A 17929-nucleotide genomic window follows, 5' to 3' on the forward strand; every position below is an offset into this window, starting at 1 on the left:
AATTAGCGGTCCACATCTGACATAACAAAATCGATACTACCCAGATGGACGATCAGGTCGGACACCAGGCTGCCACGTACCGCTACCGGGATCTGCTGCAGGTGCGCATAGCTCGGGGTACGGATACGGGTACGATAACTCATGGTGCTGCCATCGCTGGTCAGGTAGTAACTGTTGATACCCTTGGTCGCTTCCACCATCTGGAAGGACTCGTTTGCCGGCATAACCGGTCCCCACGAAACCTGCAGGAAGTGGGTGATCAGGGTTTCGATATGTTGCAGCGTGCGCTCTTTCGGCGGCGGCGTCGTCAGCGGATGATCCGCTTTGAACGGGCCTTCCGGCATGTTATTGAGGCACTGCTCAAGGATGCGCAGACTCTGGCGCAGCTCTTCAACTTTCAGCATCACGCGGGTATAGCAGTCGGACACACCGCCGCCAACCGGAACTTCAAAGTCAAAGTTTTCGTAGCCAGAGTACGGACGCGCTTTACGCACGTCGAAATCAATACCAGTCGCGCGCAACGCAGCACCGGTACAACCCCAGTCCAGCGCTTCTTTCTTGCCGTAAGCGGCAACGCCCTGCGAACGGCCTTTCAGGATGGTGTTACGCAGCGCCGCTTTCTCGTAGGAATCCAGACGTTTTGGCATCCAGTCGAGGAAGTCACGCAGCAGCTTGTCCCAACCGCGCGGCAGATCGTGCGCCACGCCGCCGATACGGAACCAGGCCGGGTGCATACGGAAACCGGTGATCGCTTCCACGACGTCATAGATTTTCTGACGGTCGGTAAAGGCGAAGAATACCGGAGTCATTGCGCCGACGTCCTGAATGAACGTGGAGATATACAGCAGGTGGCTGTTGATACGGAACAGTTCAGACAGCATCACGCGAATCACGTTAACGCGATCCGGCGTGGTGATACCAGCCAGTTTCTCAACGGCCAGTACATAAGGCATTTCGTTAACGCAGCCGCCGAGGTACTCGATACGGTCAGTGTACGGAATATAACTGTGCCAGGACTGACGTTCACCCATCTTTTCAGCGCCACGGTGGTGGTAGCCGATGTCAGGTACGCAGTCGACGATTTCTTCGCCATCAAGCTGCAGCACAATACGGAAAGCACCGTGAGAAGACGGGTGGTTAGGACCGAGGTTGAGGAACATGAAGTCCTCGTTTTCGGTACTACGCTTCATACCCCAGTCTTCTGGTTTGAAGGTCAGCGCTTCCATTTCCAGATCCTGCTTGGCTTTGGTCAGCTCAAACGGATCGAATTCGGTCGCACGCGCCGGGTAGTCTTTACGCAGCGGATGACCTTCCCATGTAGACGGCATCAGCAGACGCGTCAGGTGCGGGTGGCCTTCGATATCGATGCCAAACATTTCCCAGGTTTCACGCTCATACCAGTTGGCGTTCGGGAACAGTTTGGTGAAAGTCGGTACGCGCAGATCGTTTTCAGACAATGCCACCTTGAGCATGATATCGCGATTGCGTTCAATGGAGATCAGGTGATAGAAAACGGAAAAATCCGCGGCAGGTAACCCTTCGCGGTGCGTACGCAGACGTTCGTCCATGCCGTGTAAGTCAAACAGCATGACGTAAGGTTTCGGCAGTCTCTTTAAGAAATCGCCAACTTCCAGTAGTTGTTCACGCTTGACCCAAACAACGGGTACCCCGGTGCGAGTCGCCTGAACGGTAAAGGCATCCGGCCCAAAACGGTTGCGCAGTTCGCCAATGACCGGGTCATCAAGGTGATCCCGTGTTTGCCATGCGGCGTCTTGCGCGGTTAAGTCGGTCATATTGTTCACCATTGCAAATGGTCCGTGGTGGTCGGCAGTGCTTCGCGCTATTTATGTAGTGATAAGCGAAGGAAGTGCTGCTGCCGACAGGCGCAAATTAAATCTCGTCTGGTGTACGAAGATTCGTTACAGCAATACGTTCGCCGCGTTTACGCTCGCGTTCTGACTGCATATTGGCGCGATAAACGCCCTGATCGCCAACCACCCAGGAGAGCGGACGGCGTTCTTTGCCAATCGAATCTTGCAGCAGCATCAGAGCCTGCATATACGCTTCCGGACGCGGCGGACATCCCGGGATGTACACATCAACCGGAATAAATTTATCAACGCCCTGCACCACAGAATAGATGTCGTACATACCGCCGGAGTTGGCGCATGCGCCCATGGAGATAACCCATTTCGGTTCCAGCATCTGATCGTAGAGGCGCTGAATAACCGGTGCCATTTTGGTAAAGCAGGTTCCGGCTACCACCATCAGGTCAGCCTGACGCGGCGATGCACGCAGTACTTCCGCACCAAAACGGGCCACATCGTGCACGGCGGTAAACGAGGTCACCATCTCAACGTAGCAGCAGGAAAGGCCAAAGTTATATGGCCAAATTGAGTTTTTACGGCCCCAGTTAACCATGTCATGCAGCTTGCCCATGAACACGTTTTTGTTAACTTCTTGCTCCAGGGGGTCGGTTACGATCTCCTGTTTTTGCAGGGGGTAACGGTCGTTCTCACCGTTAGGATCTATGCGGGTGAGCGTATAATCCATCTTAATGCCTCGCGGTTAGCGTTGACGATTAGCGATACTGTTCGTTTCCGGGTTCATACGCTCGCGGCGTGAACGCGCGGGCGTCCAGTCCAGCGCGCCAATACGCACCAGATAAACCAGACCTGCCAGTAACACAAAAATAAAAATTGCAGCTTCCACAAAGCCAATCCAGCCGCTTTCACGGATAGAAGTTGACCATGCGAACAGATACAGCGCTTCAACGTCGAAGATAACGAAGAACATGGCTACCAGATAAAACTTGGCAGACAGGCGCAAGCGGGCGGTGCCGACCGAGTCGATACCTGATTCAAACGGCACGTTTTTAGATCTCGCGCGCGCGCGACCACCTAAAAACCAGCCGCCGACGAGCATCAGGCAGCACAGGCCAATGGCAACAATAAGAAAGATAGCGAATGCCCAGTGATGAGCGATGATTTCAGTGGATGTTGACATACTCATTGCTTACTCATCAAAAGTAGCGCCAAATTCTCTGCTCTTTTCGGCAGATGAACGCCACATCGATTCATGGGGAGGAATAAAAAAAACCTTACAATCACTGTGAAAAACCATTTTATACAGCTAATTGATGGGGTTTTTTACTCCTTTCTATAACCTTTTGTCAACTTTAACAAAAGTTTCCTCACATTATTTTACACCAATCCAACTTCATTAACATAAAGTGCTATTTAGACCAATTTCGATCGCATCATCGGTCATTTTTAACGTTGTTGAATCGTGTCCGTAGTGAAGTAAAAAAGATAATACTCGTCTATTTTGACAGGAATTCACCCAGATGCCTCCCCCTAAATGGGAGTATTTTCTTGATCTGTGACACGCTTTTGTTAATTCACCATAAAAAACAGCAACAATTTCTCTAGTTTTTTAACATGGAAACAATTAGCAATGCTGCTGATTATTTTTTAGTCTAACATCAGGCCATTTTTTTACCTTCTGATTTTGTTAAGTTTTAGTATAGCAAATGACATAAAGCGGCAATATTTGCATAAAAAAAGAGCCGCTGGATGTTCTTTCAGCATCAGCGGCTCTTTTTTACACTTACATTTTAAAACTGTTTTTTGTGACGGGTTACTCAAAGTCGCCTTCAACAATCAGCGAGTCATCTCCCCCTTCAGGGGTAAACTGATTGTATTGCCAAGGATTTTGATACGTTTGCATCGACTTAAAGATAACGTCTGCCAGCTCATTTTGCGTGGACGGATCGCAGCACAACAGATACTCAGTATCAGGCAATGGCGGCAATCCGTCGGCGGCACCCAGGACGCGCAAATCCGGACTCATCATTTCAACAGGACGCGCAGTGACGCCGAGCCCTGCTTTTACCGCCGCACGAACCGCGGGTAATGTTGAAGCGACATATGCCAGACGCCATGGGATCTGTGCGGCGTTTAATGTCGCCAGCACGATATCGCGAAACGGACTCGGATCGTCCAGCAGAACCAACGGTACCGGCTCACCCTTTTGCAGAATATATTCGGCAGCGCAGTACCAGTGTGTTGGCGAGGTACGCAGATTCAGACATTCAAAATCGCCTGGTCGGTTGGTGGTAACCACCAAATCCACTTCTTGCGACTTCAGCATATCCACCATATAAGCGTTACGCTTGACTCTCACATCCAGCGCAAGCTTCGGATAAACCGAACTTATACGGTTGAGCAGGAAAGGCAGTATGGTATCGGCGGATTCATCAGAAGCACCGATAGTTAACACTCCCTGAAGATTATTAAACATTAATGATGAGCATGCCTCATCATTAAAACGCAGTATTTTTCTGGCGTAACCCAACAGTTGTATACCATGTTCGGTCAGTAGCTTGTTGCGTCCATGGCGTGCGAACAACTCTTTCCCCACGAGTTGCTCAAGACGCTGCATTTGCTGACTCACCGCAGACTGAGTTCGACATACCGCAGCTGCCGCAGCCGCAAAGGTATTCAGGTCGGCAACAGCAACGAAGGTTCTCAGCAGATCGAGGTCGAGGTTAATTATCGGACGATTTGCATTTATCATAGTTTTTCACTTACTCGCGGGTCATACCGGGTTAATGCTGTGCATTTGGAATCAAACAACTCCATTTGTAATGTGCCTCCCTCGCAGTTTCGCTTAGTGTAACCAAGTGAAAATAAGGATGTATTTGGTTTAACAAACGAAACAATTCTCTTTCTGAGCTATTTTAATACCCGTGATATTCATCGGAATATAGCAACGAGAAAGAGCCGGATTTTTAGCTGCTGGATGATTCTGACTTATGGAAAACATGTAAATTTTGTAAATTTAAAAAAAAGTTAACGAACAATAATTTACACATTAAGAACTATCTTTTCAGTATGTTAGGAACAACCAACCAACATTTGAATTATCTTAAAATTCAGACTACTTACCATTTCATGGGACTTATCTTAACCTAAAACCACTATATTTATAAGTGTTATCGTGAATAATTCCAGGCAAATTCGTGTTATGTCCTGGCAGCAGTTTCCCTATTATTAGCCCACTCAATTTGATGCCATTTAAATATTAAATAATAATTAATTAAGAATCCCTCAATTCATTAATTATGCTTAACAATGGATTTACACCGTATCACGGACGGATCAGACCGATAACAACCCCCGCAGCTAAAACCTCAGTATTTTCGAATTGCCTCATCCAGCTTAGACGTCGGTGACATTTCGCTTTACAACCTTAACTTTTTTTGACCAGACAAATCACCACAACCAAACCTTCATAGCAAATCATATAACTAATAAAATACAGTTAACCAGATTATTATTCTATGATAATTGCATCATTTAGTTGTTAACAGTTAATTATAACTTCATGGCTTTTCAAAATGTTCTACTAAAGACCCTTCAAAACTCACCGCCGTGGGAGTACATTGTGCTGGGCTGACTTCCATGGCAGGGAGTGGCATTCACAGCTAAAAAGGTCAACGTTCATGTCCCCCATTGAAAAATCCAGCAAATTAGAAAACGTCTGTTATGACATTCGCGGCCCGGTTCTGAAGGAAGCAAAGCGCCTGGAAGAAGAAGGCAATAAAGTTCTGAAACTGAACATCGGCAACCCGGCGCCATTCGGGTTTGAAGCGCCAGATGAAATTCTGGTGGATGTGATCCGCAATTTGCCAACAGCGCAAGGATATTGCGACTCAAAAGGTCTTTATTCCGCCCGTAAAGCGATTATGCAGCATTACCAGGCCCGTGGTATGCGCGACGTCACCGTGGAAGATATTTATATCGGTAACGGCGTTTCTGAATTAATTGTGCAGGCTATGCAGGCATTGCTGAATAGCGGGGACGAAATGCTGGTTCCTGCCCCTGATTATCCACTGTGGACGGCGGCGGTTTCGCTCTCCGGCGGTAATGCCGTGCACTACCTGTGTGACGAATCATCAGACTGGTTCCCGGACCTCGATGATATCCGCGCCAAAATTACACCGCGTACCCGCGGGATCGTCATCATCAACCCAAACAACCCAACCGGCGCTGTTTATTCTAAAGAGCTGCTGATGGAGATTGTTGAGATTGCTCGCCAGAACAACCTCATCATCTTTGCGGATGAGATTTACGACAAAATTCTCTACGATGACGCTGAACACCACTCCATCGCGGCAATGGCTCCGGACCTGCTGACCATCACCTTCAACGGCCTGTCAAAAACCTATCGCGTTGCTGGTTTCCGTCAGGGCTGGATGGTGCTGAACGGACCGAAAAAACATGCCAAGGGGTATATTGAAGGTCTTGAGATGCTGGCCTCTATGCGCTTATGTGCCAACGTTCCGGCGCAACATGCTATTCAGACCGCGCTGGGCGGATACCAGAGCATCAGCGAATTCATCATGCCTGGTGGGCGTCTGTATGAACAACGCAACCGTGCATGGGAACTGCTCAATGACATTCCCGGCGTCTCTTGCGTAAAACCGCGCGGCGCACTGTATATGTTCCCGAAAATTGATGCTAAACGCTTCAACATTCATGACGACCAGAAGATGGTGCTCGACTTCCTGCTGCAGGAGAAAGTTCTGCTGGTGCAGGGGACGGCGTTCAACTGGCCGTGGCCGGATCATTTCCGCATCGTTACGCTGCCGCGAATTGATGATATCGAAATGTCGTTGAGTAAATTTGAGCGTTTCCTGTCGGGTTATCGCCAGCTGTAACCCCGCAAAGTGCTACCGGGTTTGCATCCGGTAGCACTCTCTGCGCAAAATACCGTTACTGAAGTCACTGAGTAAGGGTCGTTATGAAGCAGAGCCACTTTTTTGCCCACCTCTCCCGTCTGAAACTCATTAATCGCTGGCCGCTGATGCGCAATGTGCGCACCGAAAACGTGTCCGAACACAGTCTGCAGGTTGCCATGGTTGCTCATGCGCTGGCCGCGATCAAAAACCGTAAATTTGGTGGTCAGGTGAATGCTGAGCGTATTGCCCTACTGGCGATGTATCACGATGCGTCAGAGGTGTTGACCGGCGATCTCCCTACCCCGGTGAAATACTTCAACTCGCAGATTGCCCAGGAATATAAAGCGATAGAGAAAATTGCCCAGCAAAAGCTGGTCGATATGGTTCCTGATGAACTGCGCGATATTTTTGCGCCGCTCATTGATGAACATGCCTTGAGTGAAGAAGAGAGATCGATTGTTAAACAGGCCGATGCCCTGTGCGCATATCTGAAGTGTCTGGAGGAACTCTCCGCCGGTAACAACGAGTTTCTGCTGGCTAAAACGCGTCTGGAAAAAACGCTGGAATCGCGACGCAGCGAGGAGATGGACTACTTTATGGACGTATTCGTCCCGAGCTTTCACCTCTCATTAGATGAAATAAGCCAGGATTCACCATTGTAAGTTTGCACCGACGTTACCTTGATATGCCGGACAGGATGTTAGCCTCCATCCGGCATATAAAAATCAAAACGGGAACAGCATCGGGATCATCACCACGCACACCACCATCACAATGATGGTAAACGGCACGCCAATCTTCACAAAATCGCTAAAACTGTAGTTGCCAGGCCCGAGCACCAGCGTGTTTACTGGCGAAGAAACCGGCGTCATAAAGGCCGCGGATGCCGCCATCGCAATCACCATCGCAAAAGGATAAGGCGAAACACCCATCGACTTTGCTGCCGCCAGCGCGATTGGCGCCATCAGCACCGCCGTCGCGGTGTTGGAGATAAATAACCCGATGGTCGCGCACAGCACGAACAGGCAGCCCAGCATCATATACGGACCATACCCACCGCCGACGTCCATCAGCCCTTTCACCACCAGATCGACACCGCCGGTTTTTTGTAAGGCCAGCGCGAAGGGCATCATCCCGACAATCAAAATAATGCTCGGCCAGTGAATCGCTTTATAGGCGCTTTCGGCATCGATACAACGAAATTTCCCCATCAGCAGACAGGCGATGATCGCGGCAACCGTATTGGGAATTTCATCAGTGAGCATCAGGGCGACCATCAGCACCAGGCAGAAAATCGCATGCGGCGCCTGGCTGTGCGCCGGAGAAGCTTCACTGACTTCCACGGGCATATTCAGCACCACAAAATCGCGCCCTTTTTGTCCAAGCAGCGTGATAAGCTTCCAGTTTCCCACCACTAAAATGATATCGCCCATCAACAGCGGCTCATCAACCACCGCTCCGGCCAGCGCTGTACCATCACGCTTCAGCCCAACGACATTCAGCCCGTAACGCGTACGAAAAGCGATTTCCCGTACCGTTTTGCCGATCAATTCCGACTCAGGGATCAGAGAGATTTCGGCCATCCCCACGTCAAGCGCCTGCTCGGAGAAGTATTCGCCGCGCAGTACCATCGGCTCCAGCAGTTGCTCACTGCAAAACTCTCGCAGATCGACATCCGCTGCAGACATATCAATCAGCAGCACGTCACGGGCGCGAAACTCAGAAACCCCGTTTACGTCAACGATCACGCGACGAAAGCGACGCCAGCGCTCCACGCCAATCACGTTTGCCCCGTAGCGCTCACGCAGTTTCAGGTCGTCCAGACGCTGGCCTATCATAGGAGAGCCCGGACGAATCGCCAGGCGACGCGCGCGCCCGGTCAGGCGATATTCTTTAATCAGATCGCGAAAGGTCCGGCGTTTCCAGCCGTCTCCCGGCTGGCCGGAATCTTCCCCCTTGAGCATAAAGCGCATCAGCAGCATATAAATTATGCCAAGCACCAGGACCACCAGCCCCATCGGGGTAACGCTAAAAAAACTGAAACCGTTAAGTCCTTCGCGCAACAATTCACTGTTGACGACCAGGTTGGGCGGCGTCGCCACCAGCGTCATCATGCCGCTGATTAGTCCTGCAAAACTCAGTGGCATCATCAGGCGTGAAGGGGAAATTTCCATGCGCATGGAAACGCTTAGGACCACCGGAATAAAGATGGCGACCACGCCGGTCGAACTCATAAACGCACCAAGCCCGGCGACGGTAATCATCAGCAACACCAGCATTTTGACTTCACTGCTGCCAGCCACCTTCACCAGCCAGGCTCCCATTACCGTCGCCACCCCAGTACGCACCAGGCCATCGCCGATAATGAATAAAGCCGCTATCAAAATAACGTTAGGATCGCTGAATCCGGAAAAGGCTTCTGTGATGCTCAATGTTCCGCTGAGAACAAAGGCAATAATGACCAGCAAAGCGACCGCATCCATACGCACTCTGCCAGTTGCAAACAAAACGACGGCAATCGCCAGCAATGAGAGAACCCATATCAATTCACCGTTCACAACATATCCTTGTTAAATGAGAGGGATGAGTCGATTCTGCCATAAAAAAGCCCCAGCAATCTGGGGCTAAATCATGATCAGGTATTTCTTACCACGACCACATTTCCGTTGGGTTGTTTGGTCACAGAAATATGTTCCAGACTGGTCAGCGAAAAATCGACCTCATCCAGACGCGGCGTATCCGCAGGCGCGTTGACCGCTATCACATGACACCCTGCAGCCAGTCCTGAGAGCACTCCGGCAGGCGCATCTTCCACCACCGCGCATTCCTGTGGCGCAAGACCCAGAAGCTGCGCGCCGAGCAGATAGGCGTCTGGCTCTGGCTTCCCTCTTTTTACCCGCTCGGCGGTGACAAACACTTCAGGAGCAGGAAGCCCCGCGACACGGTGGCGCGCCCGCGCGACAGGCATAGATCCAGAGGTCACAATCGCCCATGGAATACCCGCTTTATTGAGGTGGTTGAGTAAATCAACCGCCCCCGGCAGCGCGGTGATCCCAGCGGTTTCCGTCGCTTCGATCTGCTCCAGGCGGGTGAATTCCGCGGCGATCTCAGCCTCAGATTTTCCCACCATAAAGTGTCGCAGGGAGGTAATGGCCTGCTTGCCATGAATAAAGCCGAGCACCTCGGCATGATCGAGGCCAAAACGATCGGCCCAGTTGCACCACGCGCGTTCTACCGCGGGTAAGGAATCGACCAGTGTTCCATCCAGATCAAACAGAAAACCTTTGCACTGCACGCTCGCCCCCTCAGGCATTAATGATTTGGTTAATTTCATTCGCGCTCAGGTGATACTGGCGCGGGCAAGAGTGCCAGACATTCAGCATACGCTGATATTTTTCCCACATCGGGGTCTGGGCGTTGAAGCCATGCGTACCTGCATCGAAGTGGGTATAACGACCTTCCACATTAACCATAAAACGAACGTACCCGAGGAAACGGGCTTCCGTTGCGGCGTCAAAACCGAGGAAGGTCACGCGACGCTCATCAATAGCCTGCGCGTCTTTAAGGTTAGTCCAGGACACATGTAATGCGTGATACATCTCCATAATATCGATAATCGTACGACAGGTTTCTTCCGTCAGCTCACCAAACTCACGATCCAGCTCGCGCATCTGCAAGCCGTAACCGCGTTCAATAATCGTCTGCAAACGACGATAACGCTCGGCGTTAGTGGGATCGAGCATAGTCATCATTTTGTACTGATTCGACAAAATCAGACGTTGAGCGTTGGTCATTTCCATTTGGGACTCCTGTATCACTGCTACTGCGATGAAAAAAAAGAAGGCATCTTGTGCCTTCTTTTATATGCGTAATCAGGGGTCAATTACAAATCATCGAGGAAAGTTTTATCCAGTTGTTTGAAGGCGCGCTTAAGCGTGTCAGCCAGCGCCTGGTAATCAGGCTTTCCTTCTACCGGTGAGAGCGCCTGCCCGGCCTCTTGCAATTTACCCCGAACTTCGTAGAACCAGTTGAGTATTGAAGGCGGCAGCGGCGTTACAGAACGTTTACCCAGCCACCACATGCCCTGCATCGGCAGGCTGAGCGCAAACAGCGCAGTCGCCACGGCCGGTCCCAACTGCCCGCCGAGCGCAATTTGCCAGCATAAGGTGAAGACAGCGATGGGTGGCATAAAACGGATTGCGTAACGCGTCATGCGAATCACGCGGTTCTCAACAAACACGGGCGCGAGGCGCTTTTCCATTGGCCACGTCTTCGCATAGTGCTGCCCCCGGCGAAACAAGCTAAAAAAATTGACGGAACGATTATCCGGTGTCGACATGGCGGTTACCTCAACTTCACATATAAAAATTAAAAAAATTGTGCAAAACAACAACTACAAGGGACATCGTTCAAAACATTTTGTCTTTGATACCCACATTCAGGTATCCTGTGCCGGCCTGTAAGGCCTTTAGTCCAAAATCATTGAGTCGTCAAATTGGCATATAGTATGCCATTGCCTGAAAAATACGCAAAATGACATAGACTCAAAGGTATTTATTCCATCGTGCCCAAAAAGACAATGGCGCATGATGTTAATCATAAACGTCGGTGTCATCATGCGCTACGCTCTATGACTCCCTGACGTTTTTTTAGCCACGTATCATAAATAGGTACTTCCATGTCGAGTAAGTTAGTACTGGTTCTGAACTGCGGTAGCTCCTCACTGAAATTTGCCATCATCGATGCAGTAAACGGTGAAGAATACCTCTCTGGTTTAGCCGAATGTTTCCATCTCCCAGAAGCACGTATCAAGTGGAAAATGGACGGCGGTAAACAAGAAGCGGCTTTAGGTGCAGGCGCCGCTCACAGTGAAGCGCTGAACTTTATCGTTAACACTATTCTGGCACAAAAACCAGAATTGTCCGCGCAATTGACCGCTATTGGTCACCGTATCGTACACGGCGGCGAGAAGTACACCAGCTCCGTGGTTATCGATGATTCTGTTATCCAGGGCATCAAAGATTCCGCCTCTTTCGCACCGCTGCATAACCCGGCTCACCTGATCGGTATCGCAGAAGCGCTGAAATCCTTCCCGAATCTGAAAGACAAAAACGTAGCTGTATTCGACACCGCGTTCCATCAGACTATGCCGGAAGAGTCTTACCTCTATGCTCTGCCGTACAGCCTGTACAAAGAACACGGCGTTCGTCGTTACGGCGCGCACGGTACCAGCCACTTCTTCGTCACTCAGGAAGCGGCAAAAGTGCTGAACAAACCGGTTGATGAGCTGAACATCATCACTTGCCACCTGGGCAACGGCGGTTCTGTATCTGCTATCCGTAACGGTAAATGTGTTGATACCTCCATGGGTCTGACCCCGCTGGAAGGTCTGGTGATGGGTACGCGTTCCGGTGACATCGACCCGGCGATCATCTTCCACCTGCACGATACCCTGGGCATGAGCGTTGACCAGATCAACAAAATGCTGACCAAAGAGTCCGGCCTGCTGGGTCTGACCGAAGTCACCAGCGACTGCCGTTATGTTGAAGATAACTACGCCACTAAAGAAGACGCTAAACGTGCAATGGACGTTTACTGCCACCGTCTGGCGAAATACATCGGTGCTTACACCGCGCTGATGGATGGTCGTCTGGATGCCGTTGTCTTCACCGGTGGTATCGGTGAAAACGCAGCGATGGTTCGTGAACTGTCTCTGGGCAAACTGGGCGTTCTGGGCTTTGACGTTGACCACGAACGTAACCTGGCCGCACGTTTCGGCAAATCTGGTTTCATCAACAAAGAAGGTACCCGTCCTGCGCTGGTTATCCCAACCAACGAAGAACTGGTTATCGCGCAAGACGCGAGCCGCCTGACTGCCTGATTTCACACCGCCAGCCTAGCTGGCGGTGCTGTTTTGTAACCCGTCTAAATTGGCGGTAACGAAAGAGGATAAACCGTGTCCCGTATTATTATGCTGATCCCTACCGGAACCAGCGTCGGTCTGACCAGCGTCAGCCTTGGCGTGATCCGCGCAATGGAACGCAAAGGCGTTCGTCTGAGCGTCTTCAAGCCGATCGCTCAACCGCGTGCCGGTGGCGATGCGCCAGACCAGACTACCAGCATCGTCCGTGCTAACTCTTCTCTGCCAGCCGCTGAGCCGCTGAAGATGAGCCACGTTGAGTCTCTGCTGTCCAGCAATCAGAAAGATGTGCTGATGGAAGAGATCATCGCGAACTACCACGCGAACACCAAAGACGCTGAAGTTGTACTGGTTGAAGGCCTGGTCCCAACCCGTAAACATCAGTTCGCACAGTCTCTGAACTACGAAATCGCAAAAACGCTGAACGCGGAAATCGTCTTCGTGATGTCTCAGGGCACCGATACCCCGGAACAGCTGAACGAGCGTATTGAACTGACTCGCAGCAGCTTCGGCGGCGCGAAAAACACCAACATCACCGGCGTAATCGTTAACAAACTGAACGCACCGGTTGATGAGCAGGGCCGTACTCGCCCGGATCTGTCCGAGATTTTCGACGACTCTTCCAAAGCGAAAGTGATCAAAGTTGATCCGGCCAAACTGCAAGAATCCAGCCCGCTGCCGGTTCTGGGCGCGGTGCCATGGAGCTTCGATCTGATTGCTACTCGTGCAATCGATATGGCGCGTCACCTGAACGCCACCATCGTTAACGAAGGCGATATCAATACCCGTCGCGTGAAGTCTGTGACTTTCTGCGCACGTAGCATCCCGCACATGCTGGAGCACTTCCGCGCAGGCTCCCTGCTGGTAACTTCCGCAGATCGTCCTGACGTGCTGGTTGCAGCATGCCTGGCGGCCATGAACGGCGTAGAAATCGGCGCCCTGCTGCTGACTGGCGGCTATGAAATGGACGCGCGCATCACTAAGCTGTGCGAACGTGCATTTGAAACCGGCCTGCCGGTATTCATGGTGAATACCAACACCTGGCAGACCTCTCTGAGCCTGCAGAGCTTCAACCTGGAAGTTCCGGTTGACGATCACGAGCGCATTGAGAAAGTTCAGGAATACGTTGCTAACTACATCAACGCTGACTGGATTGAATCCCTGACCGCGACCTCTGAGCGCAGCCGTCGTCTGTCTCCGCCGGCGTTCCGTTATCAGTTGACTGAGCTGGCACGTAAAGCTGGCAAGCGCGTTGTTCTGCCTGAAGGCGACGAACCGCGTACCGTTAAAGCGGCGGCTATCTGTGCCGAACGTGGTATCGCAACCTGCGTACTGCTGGGTAACCCGGATGAGATCACTCGTGTTGCGGCCTCTCAGGGTGTTGAACTGGGCGCTGGCGTAGAAATCGTTGATCCAGATGTGGTTCGCGAAAGCTACGTTGCTCGTCTGGTCGAACTGCGTAAAAACAAAGGTATGACCGAAACCGTTGCCCGCGAACAGCTGGAAGACAACGTGGTTCTCGGTACCCTGATGCTGGAGCAGGACGACGTTGACGGCCTGGTTTCTGGTGCAGTTCACACCACCGCAAACACCATTCGTCCGCCGCTGCAGCTGATCAAAACTGCGCCGGGTAGCTCCCTGGTGTCTTCCGTGTTCTTCATGCTGCTGCCGGAACAGGTTTACGTTTACGGCGACTGCGCGATCAACCCGGATCCGACTGCAGAGCAGCTGGCAGAAATCGCGATTCAGTCCGCAGAATCCGCCATTGCCTTCGGTATCGAACCGCGCGTAGCGATGCTCTCCTACTCCACCGGCACCTCTGGTGCAGGTAGCGACGTAGAGAAAGTGCGTGAAGCGACTCGTCTGGCGCAGGAAAAACGTCCTGACCTGATGATCGATGGTCCGCTGCAGTATGACGCCGCTGTTATGGCTGACGTAGCAAAATCCAAAGCACCGAACTCTCCGGTTGCAGGTCGCGCTACCGTGTTCATCTTCCCGGATCTGAACACCGGTAACACCACCTACAAAGCGGTACAGCGTTCTGCCGACCTGATCTCCATCGGGCCGATGCTGCAGGGTATGCGCAAGCCGGTGAACGACCTGTCTCGTGGCGCGCTGGTAGACGATATCGTCTACACCATCGCTCTGACCGCGATCCAGTCTTCCCAACAGCAGCAGTAATCTGCCGGGTGTGCCGGATGTCTTATCCGGCAATACCTGTGCTTATCAAACCGGAAATAGATGATATTTCCGGTTTTTTTATCTCTGTTTTTCCCTGTGGCATATTCTGAAACATTTGTCAGGATGCGCTGCATCAATGAATAACTATTCTCCTGTTTGCATACTTACTCTCTTTTGCATTGCAACAGGGATAGTCTTTCATGTCAGCAGTAACAGAATCACAGCCAGCCAGAAAATGGGCGATGCCCGATACGCTGGTGATTATTTTTTTCGTCGCCATTTTAACCAGTCTGGCGACATGGGTTGTTCCCGTCGGGATGTTCGATAGCCAGGAAGTGCAGTATCAGGTTGATGGACAAACCAAAACCCGTAAGGTGGTCGATCCCCACTCTTTTCGAATTCTGACCAACGACGCGGGTGAAGAGCAGTATCACCGGGTGCAATTTTTCACCACCGGTGATGAACGCCCGGGCCTGATGAATTTTCCATTTGAAGGGTTAACCTCCGGATCGAAATTCGGCACCGCCGTCGGCATTATTATGTTTATGCTGGTGATTGGCGGCGCATTCGGCATCGTTATGCGTACCGGAACCATCGATAACGGCATCCTGGCGCTGATCCGCCATACGCGCGGGAACGAAGTCCTGTTTATCCCGGTGCTGTTTATTCTTTTCTCCTTAGGTGGCGCAGTGTTTGGCATGGGGGAAGAGGCCGTCGCCTTTGCCATTATCATTGCTCCGCTGATGGTGCGCCTGGGTTACGACAGTATCACCACCGTTCTGGTTACCTATATCGCGACTCAGATTGGCTTTGCCAGCTCGTGGATGAACCCGTTCTGCGTGGTGGTCGCGCAGGGTATTGCGGGCGTGCCGGTGCTCTCTGGTTCCGGTCTGCGCATCGTGGTGTGGATCATTGCCACGATGATTGGCCTGACCTTCACGCTGGCCTACGCGGCGCGCATCAAAAAGAATCCGCTATTGTCCCGGGTTCATGAGTCCGACCGCTTCTTTCGCGAGCAGCAGGACGAGGTTGTGGAACGACGCTTCACGCTGGGCGACTGGCTGGTGCTGCTGGTGCTGACAGCGGTGATGATTTGGGTGGTCTGGGGCGTTATCGTCAACGCGTGGTTTATTCCGGAAATCGCCAGCCAGTTCTTCACCATGGGGCTGGTGATTGGCATTATCGGCGTGGTCTTTCGGCTCAACGGCATGACGGTCAACGTCATGGCCTCCTCGTTTACCGAGGGGGCGCGCATGATGATTGCCCCTGCCCTGCTGGTCGGTTTTGCTAAAGGCATATTACTGCTGGTCGGCAACGGTGAGGCGGGCGAAGCCAGCGTGCTAAACACCCTGCTAAACAGCATTGCCAACGGCATTAGCGGGCTGGATAACGCCATCGCAGCGTGGTTTATGCTGCTGTTCCAGGCGGTGTTTAATTTCTTTGTGACTTCCGGCTCTGGTCAGGCCGCGTTGACCATGCCGTTATTAGCGCCATTGGGCGATCTGGTTGGCGTAAACCGTCAGGTCACCGTGCTGGCCTTCCAGTTTGGCGACGGCTTCAGTCATATTATCTATCCAACGTCGGCATCGCTGATGGCAACGTTAGGCGTTTGCCGGGTGGATTTTCGAAACTGGCTGAAGGTTGGCGCCACGCTGTTGGGACTGCTGTTTATTATGTCCAGCGTGGTGGTGATCGGCGCACAGATAATGGGTTACCATTAATTTAATTTTTATCTATATTTAATATCGGAAGCATTCGTCACGCTTCCGATATTTATCATTGCTTAATAAAACAACCTCGCTAATAACATTATAAAATACAATCATCGGTATGTATTAAATTAAAGTATTCACAAAAATTATATTTATAAAATCATAAAATAAGACTTCATCAATAGATTTTTGAAAAACCGCCATGTTACCCTACTCTCTCAATTCACTCTTATAAAAACATCATGACGCGAAATACACTTATTATGCTAATGCTGCTTATCGCCCCTTTACGTGCGGTATGGGCAGCAGGCTGTACGTTTATGATTGGCAATACCTCCGACCAAAATGCCACCATTGATGCAGATATCAATATCGCCGCCAGCGGACAAAGCTATTTGCCGAGTACCGCTGACGTTCTGGTAAAAACCAATAGCACCGGGATTTCCTACTGGGGGAAAAACGAAAATAAACAAAGCATTAAAGTTATTTTTACGCGCGTTGACAACGTATCCTACCCGATGGACCCTAACAACAATAAAGGTTCATTAGTCGATAAATCCATTCCCGGTCTCTACTTTACCCTGGCCGCGAATTTAACGCCGCCTGCTGGCTACTGGACCGGCTGGGAAAAAATGCCCATCTATATGTCCAACGACAGTAGCGTGAACCAGACTGAACCTGCAAGCGTTTGGGGTTGTGCAAACAACTCAAGCGCACAGTTGCTGATGAATGCCACCGCGACCTTTACGCTGACATTCTACACCACCGCCGAGTTTGACCCGGCCCAGGCAGCCGGCAAGCAGGTATTTGCCACCCGACAAAAAGTAGGCGAAGTGACCAACAGTTCCACCGCCGGAGGGCAAATTGATGTTTATTTAAACGGACCGGTAACCATTACTACCGCCGGGTGCGGCGCATTTAAAGCAGAAGAAGTCGTCAATCTGGGGCAGACAACGGTGGAGGACTTATATGCCTGGGACACAGTTAATGAAACGCCCTTTTCAATAAAGCTGCAAAACTGCTACGGCAACCCGAGTCTGGTGATAAATCTTTCCAGCAACCAGGTAAAAGATAATAAGCTGGTCAATACCAGCGGCAGCGCCAAGGGTGTTGGCGTGGGATTAGGTTATATACTGACATCTAGCGGAGCAGATTACCTTTCTGGCTTAGATTTGACGAAAGCAGTGACGCTTGACTCCCGGTATTTAAATTATGACGCATCGGGCAACGGAACATTAAATCTATCTGCCCACCTTGCGATTATCGAAAGAAGCGCCTTAACCGGAGGAACGGTTAATATTCCGACGGTCATCACTCTGACTCATCCGTAATCAACATCGCTACCGCAACGAGTTTTAGCGTTGCGGTAAC

General features: G+C 51.1%; 14 protein-coding genes. 6 read left to right on the forward strand and 8 right to left on the reverse strand.

From position 1 onward, the window contains the following. Positions 1–2: 2 nt before the first annotated feature. The 4 genes from nuoC to lrhA all read right to left on the reverse strand — a co-directional run bounded on the left by nuoC (position 3) and on the right by lrhA (position 4578). Complete coding sequence (gene nuoC / locus LA337_15825) at positions 3–1805, reverse strand: NADH-quinone oxidoreductase subunit C/D (protein ID UBI14648.1); 1803 nt, start codon at positions 1803–1805, stop codon at positions 3–5. 85 nt (positions 1806–1890) lie between these two features. Beyond that, positions 1891–2553 carry an NADH-quinone oxidoreductase subunit NuoB gene (nuoB, locus tag LA337_15830; protein UBI14649.1) on the reverse strand — a complete coding sequence of 221 codons (663 nt, stop codon included), beginning with the start codon at positions 2551–2553 and terminating at the stop codon, positions 1891–1893. Positions 2554–2568: 15 nt separating this feature from the next. Further along, positions 2569–3012: an NADH-quinone oxidoreductase subunit NuoA gene (nuoA, locus tag LA337_15835; protein ID UBI14650.1), complete on the reverse strand. Its 444-nt coding sequence runs from the start codon at positions 3010–3012 to the stop codon at positions 2569–2571. A 627-nt stretch (positions 3013–3639) separates the two neighbouring features. Next, positions 3640–4578 (reverse strand): transcriptional regulator LrhA, encoded by a 939-nt coding sequence (gene lrhA, locus LA337_15840; protein UBI14651.1) that lies wholly within the window; start codon positions 4576–4578, stop codon positions 3640–3642. Between the two features lie 928 nt (positions 4579–5506). On the opposite strand from lrhA, the gene alaA reads away from it, so the two are divergent. Next, positions 5507–6724 carry an alanine transaminase AlaA gene (gene alaA / locus LA337_15845; GenBank protein ID UBI14652.1) on the forward strand — a complete coding sequence of 406 codons (1218 nt, stop codon included), beginning with the start codon at positions 5507–5509 and terminating at the stop codon, positions 6722–6724. Positions 6725–6807: 83 nt separating this feature from the next. Continuing rightward, positions 6808–7407 carry a 5'-deoxynucleotidase gene (gene yfbR, locus LA337_15850; GenBank protein UBI14653.1) on the forward strand — a complete coding sequence of 200 codons (600 nt, stop codon included), beginning with the start codon at positions 6808–6810 and terminating at the stop codon, positions 7405–7407. Between the two features lie 63 nt (positions 7408–7470). On the opposite strand, the gene LA337_15855 is transcribed toward yfbR, so the two are convergent. The 4 genes from LA337_15855 to LA337_15870 form a co-directional block, all read right to left on the reverse strand. Further along, positions 7471–9303, reverse strand: a complete 1833-nt coding sequence (locus tag LA337_15855; GenBank protein UBI14654.1) for an SLC13 family permease — start codon at positions 9301–9303, stop codon at positions 7471–7473. Positions 9304–9380: 77 nt separating this feature from the next. Continuing rightward, a complete protein-coding gene (locus LA337_15860; protein ID UBI18487.1) occupies positions 9381–10058 on the reverse strand; it encodes a sugar phosphatase in 678 nt (225 codons plus the stop codon). Next, complete coding sequence (locus tag LA337_15865; protein ID UBI14655.1) at positions 10051–10545, reverse strand: YfbU family protein; 495 nt, start codon at positions 10543–10545, stop codon at positions 10051–10053. Before LA337_15865 ends, LA337_15860 begins: the two co-directional genes overlap by 8 nt. 83 nt (positions 10546–10628) lie before the next feature. Next, positions 10629–11084, reverse strand: coding sequence for a DUF412 domain-containing protein (locus LA337_15870; GenBank protein UBI14656.1), 456 nt, complete (start codon positions 11082–11084; stop codon positions 10629–10631). A 339-nt stretch (positions 11085–11423) separates the two neighbouring features. Here LA337_15870 and ackA point away from each other — a divergent pair, with 339 nt between their 5' ends. The 4 genes from ackA (at position 11424) to LA337_15890 (ending at position 17889) form a co-directional block, all read left to right on the forward strand. Beyond that, positions 11424–12626: an acetate kinase gene (gene ackA / locus LA337_15875; GenBank protein UBI14657.1), complete on the forward strand. Its 1203-nt coding sequence runs from the start codon at positions 11424–11426 to the stop codon at positions 12624–12626. Between the two features lie 75 nt (positions 12627–12701). Then, positions 12702–14846 carry a phosphate acetyltransferase gene (pta, locus tag LA337_15880; GenBank protein UBI14658.1) on the forward strand — a complete coding sequence of 715 codons (2145 nt, stop codon included), beginning with the start codon at positions 12702–12704 and terminating at the stop codon, positions 14844–14846. A 200-nt stretch (positions 14847–15046) separates the two neighbouring features. Further along, positions 15047–16567 carry a putative basic amino acid antiporter YfcC gene (gene yfcC, locus LA337_15885; protein ID UBI14659.1) on the forward strand — a complete coding sequence of 507 codons (1521 nt, stop codon included), beginning with the start codon at positions 15047–15049 and terminating at the stop codon, positions 16565–16567. A gap of 233 nt (positions 16568–16800) precedes the next feature. Beyond that, on the forward strand, positions 16801–17889 hold the full coding sequence (locus tag LA337_15890; protein UBI14660.1) for a hypothetical protein: 1089 nt from the start codon (positions 16801–16803) through the stop codon (positions 17887–17889). Positions 17890–17929 lie beyond the last annotated feature (40 nt).

This window comes from Citrobacter europaeus (assembly GCA_020099315.1).
In the GTDB taxonomy this organism is placed as follows: domain Bacteria; phylum Pseudomonadota; class Gammaproteobacteria; order Enterobacterales; family Enterobacteriaceae; genus Citrobacter; species Citrobacter europaeus.

Excerpts from the sequence above, each read along its gene's own strand:
- nuoC (UBI14648.1), bottom strand. The coding sequence starts at position 1,805 with ATGGTGAACAATATGACCGACTTAACCGCGCAAGACGCCGCATGGCAA.
- nuoB (UBI14649.1), bottom strand. The coding sequence starts at position 2,553 with ATGGATTATACGCTCACCCGCATAGATCCTAACGGTGAGAACGACCGT.
- nuoA (UBI14650.1), bottom strand. The coding sequence starts at position 3,012 with ATGAGTATGTCAACATCCACTGAAATCATCGCTCATCACTGGGCATTC.
- lrhA (UBI14651.1), bottom strand. The coding sequence starts at position 4,578 with ATGATAAATGCAAATCGTCCGATAATTAACCTCGACCTCGATCTGCTG.
- alaA (UBI14652.1), top strand. The coding sequence starts at position 5,507 with ATGTCCCCCATTGAAAAATCCAGCAAATTAGAAAACGTCTGTTATGAC.
- yfbR (UBI14653.1), top strand. The coding sequence starts at position 6,808 with ATGAAGCAGAGCCACTTTTTTGCCCACCTCTCCCGTCTGAAACTCATT.
- LA337_15860 (UBI18487.1), bottom strand. The coding sequence starts at position 10,058 with ATGCCTGAGGGGGCGAGCGTGCAGTGCAAAGGTTTTCTGTTTGATCTG.
- LA337_15865 (UBI14655.1), bottom strand. The coding sequence starts at position 10,545 with ATGGAAATGACCAACGCTCAACGTCTGATTTTGTCGAATCAGTACAAA.
- LA337_15870 (UBI14656.1), bottom strand. The coding sequence starts at position 11,084 with ATGTCGACACCGGATAATCGTTCCGTCAATTTTTTTAGCTTGTTTCGC.
- ackA (UBI14657.1), top strand. The coding sequence starts at position 11,424 with ATGTCGAGTAAGTTAGTACTGGTTCTGAACTGCGGTAGCTCCTCACTG.
- yfcC (UBI14659.1), top strand. The coding sequence starts at position 15,047 with ATGTCAGCAGTAACAGAATCACAGCCAGCCAGAAAATGGGCGATGCCC.
- LA337_15890 (UBI14660.1), top strand. The coding sequence starts at position 16,801 with ATGACGCGAAATACACTTATTATGCTAATGCTGCTTATCGCCCCTTTA.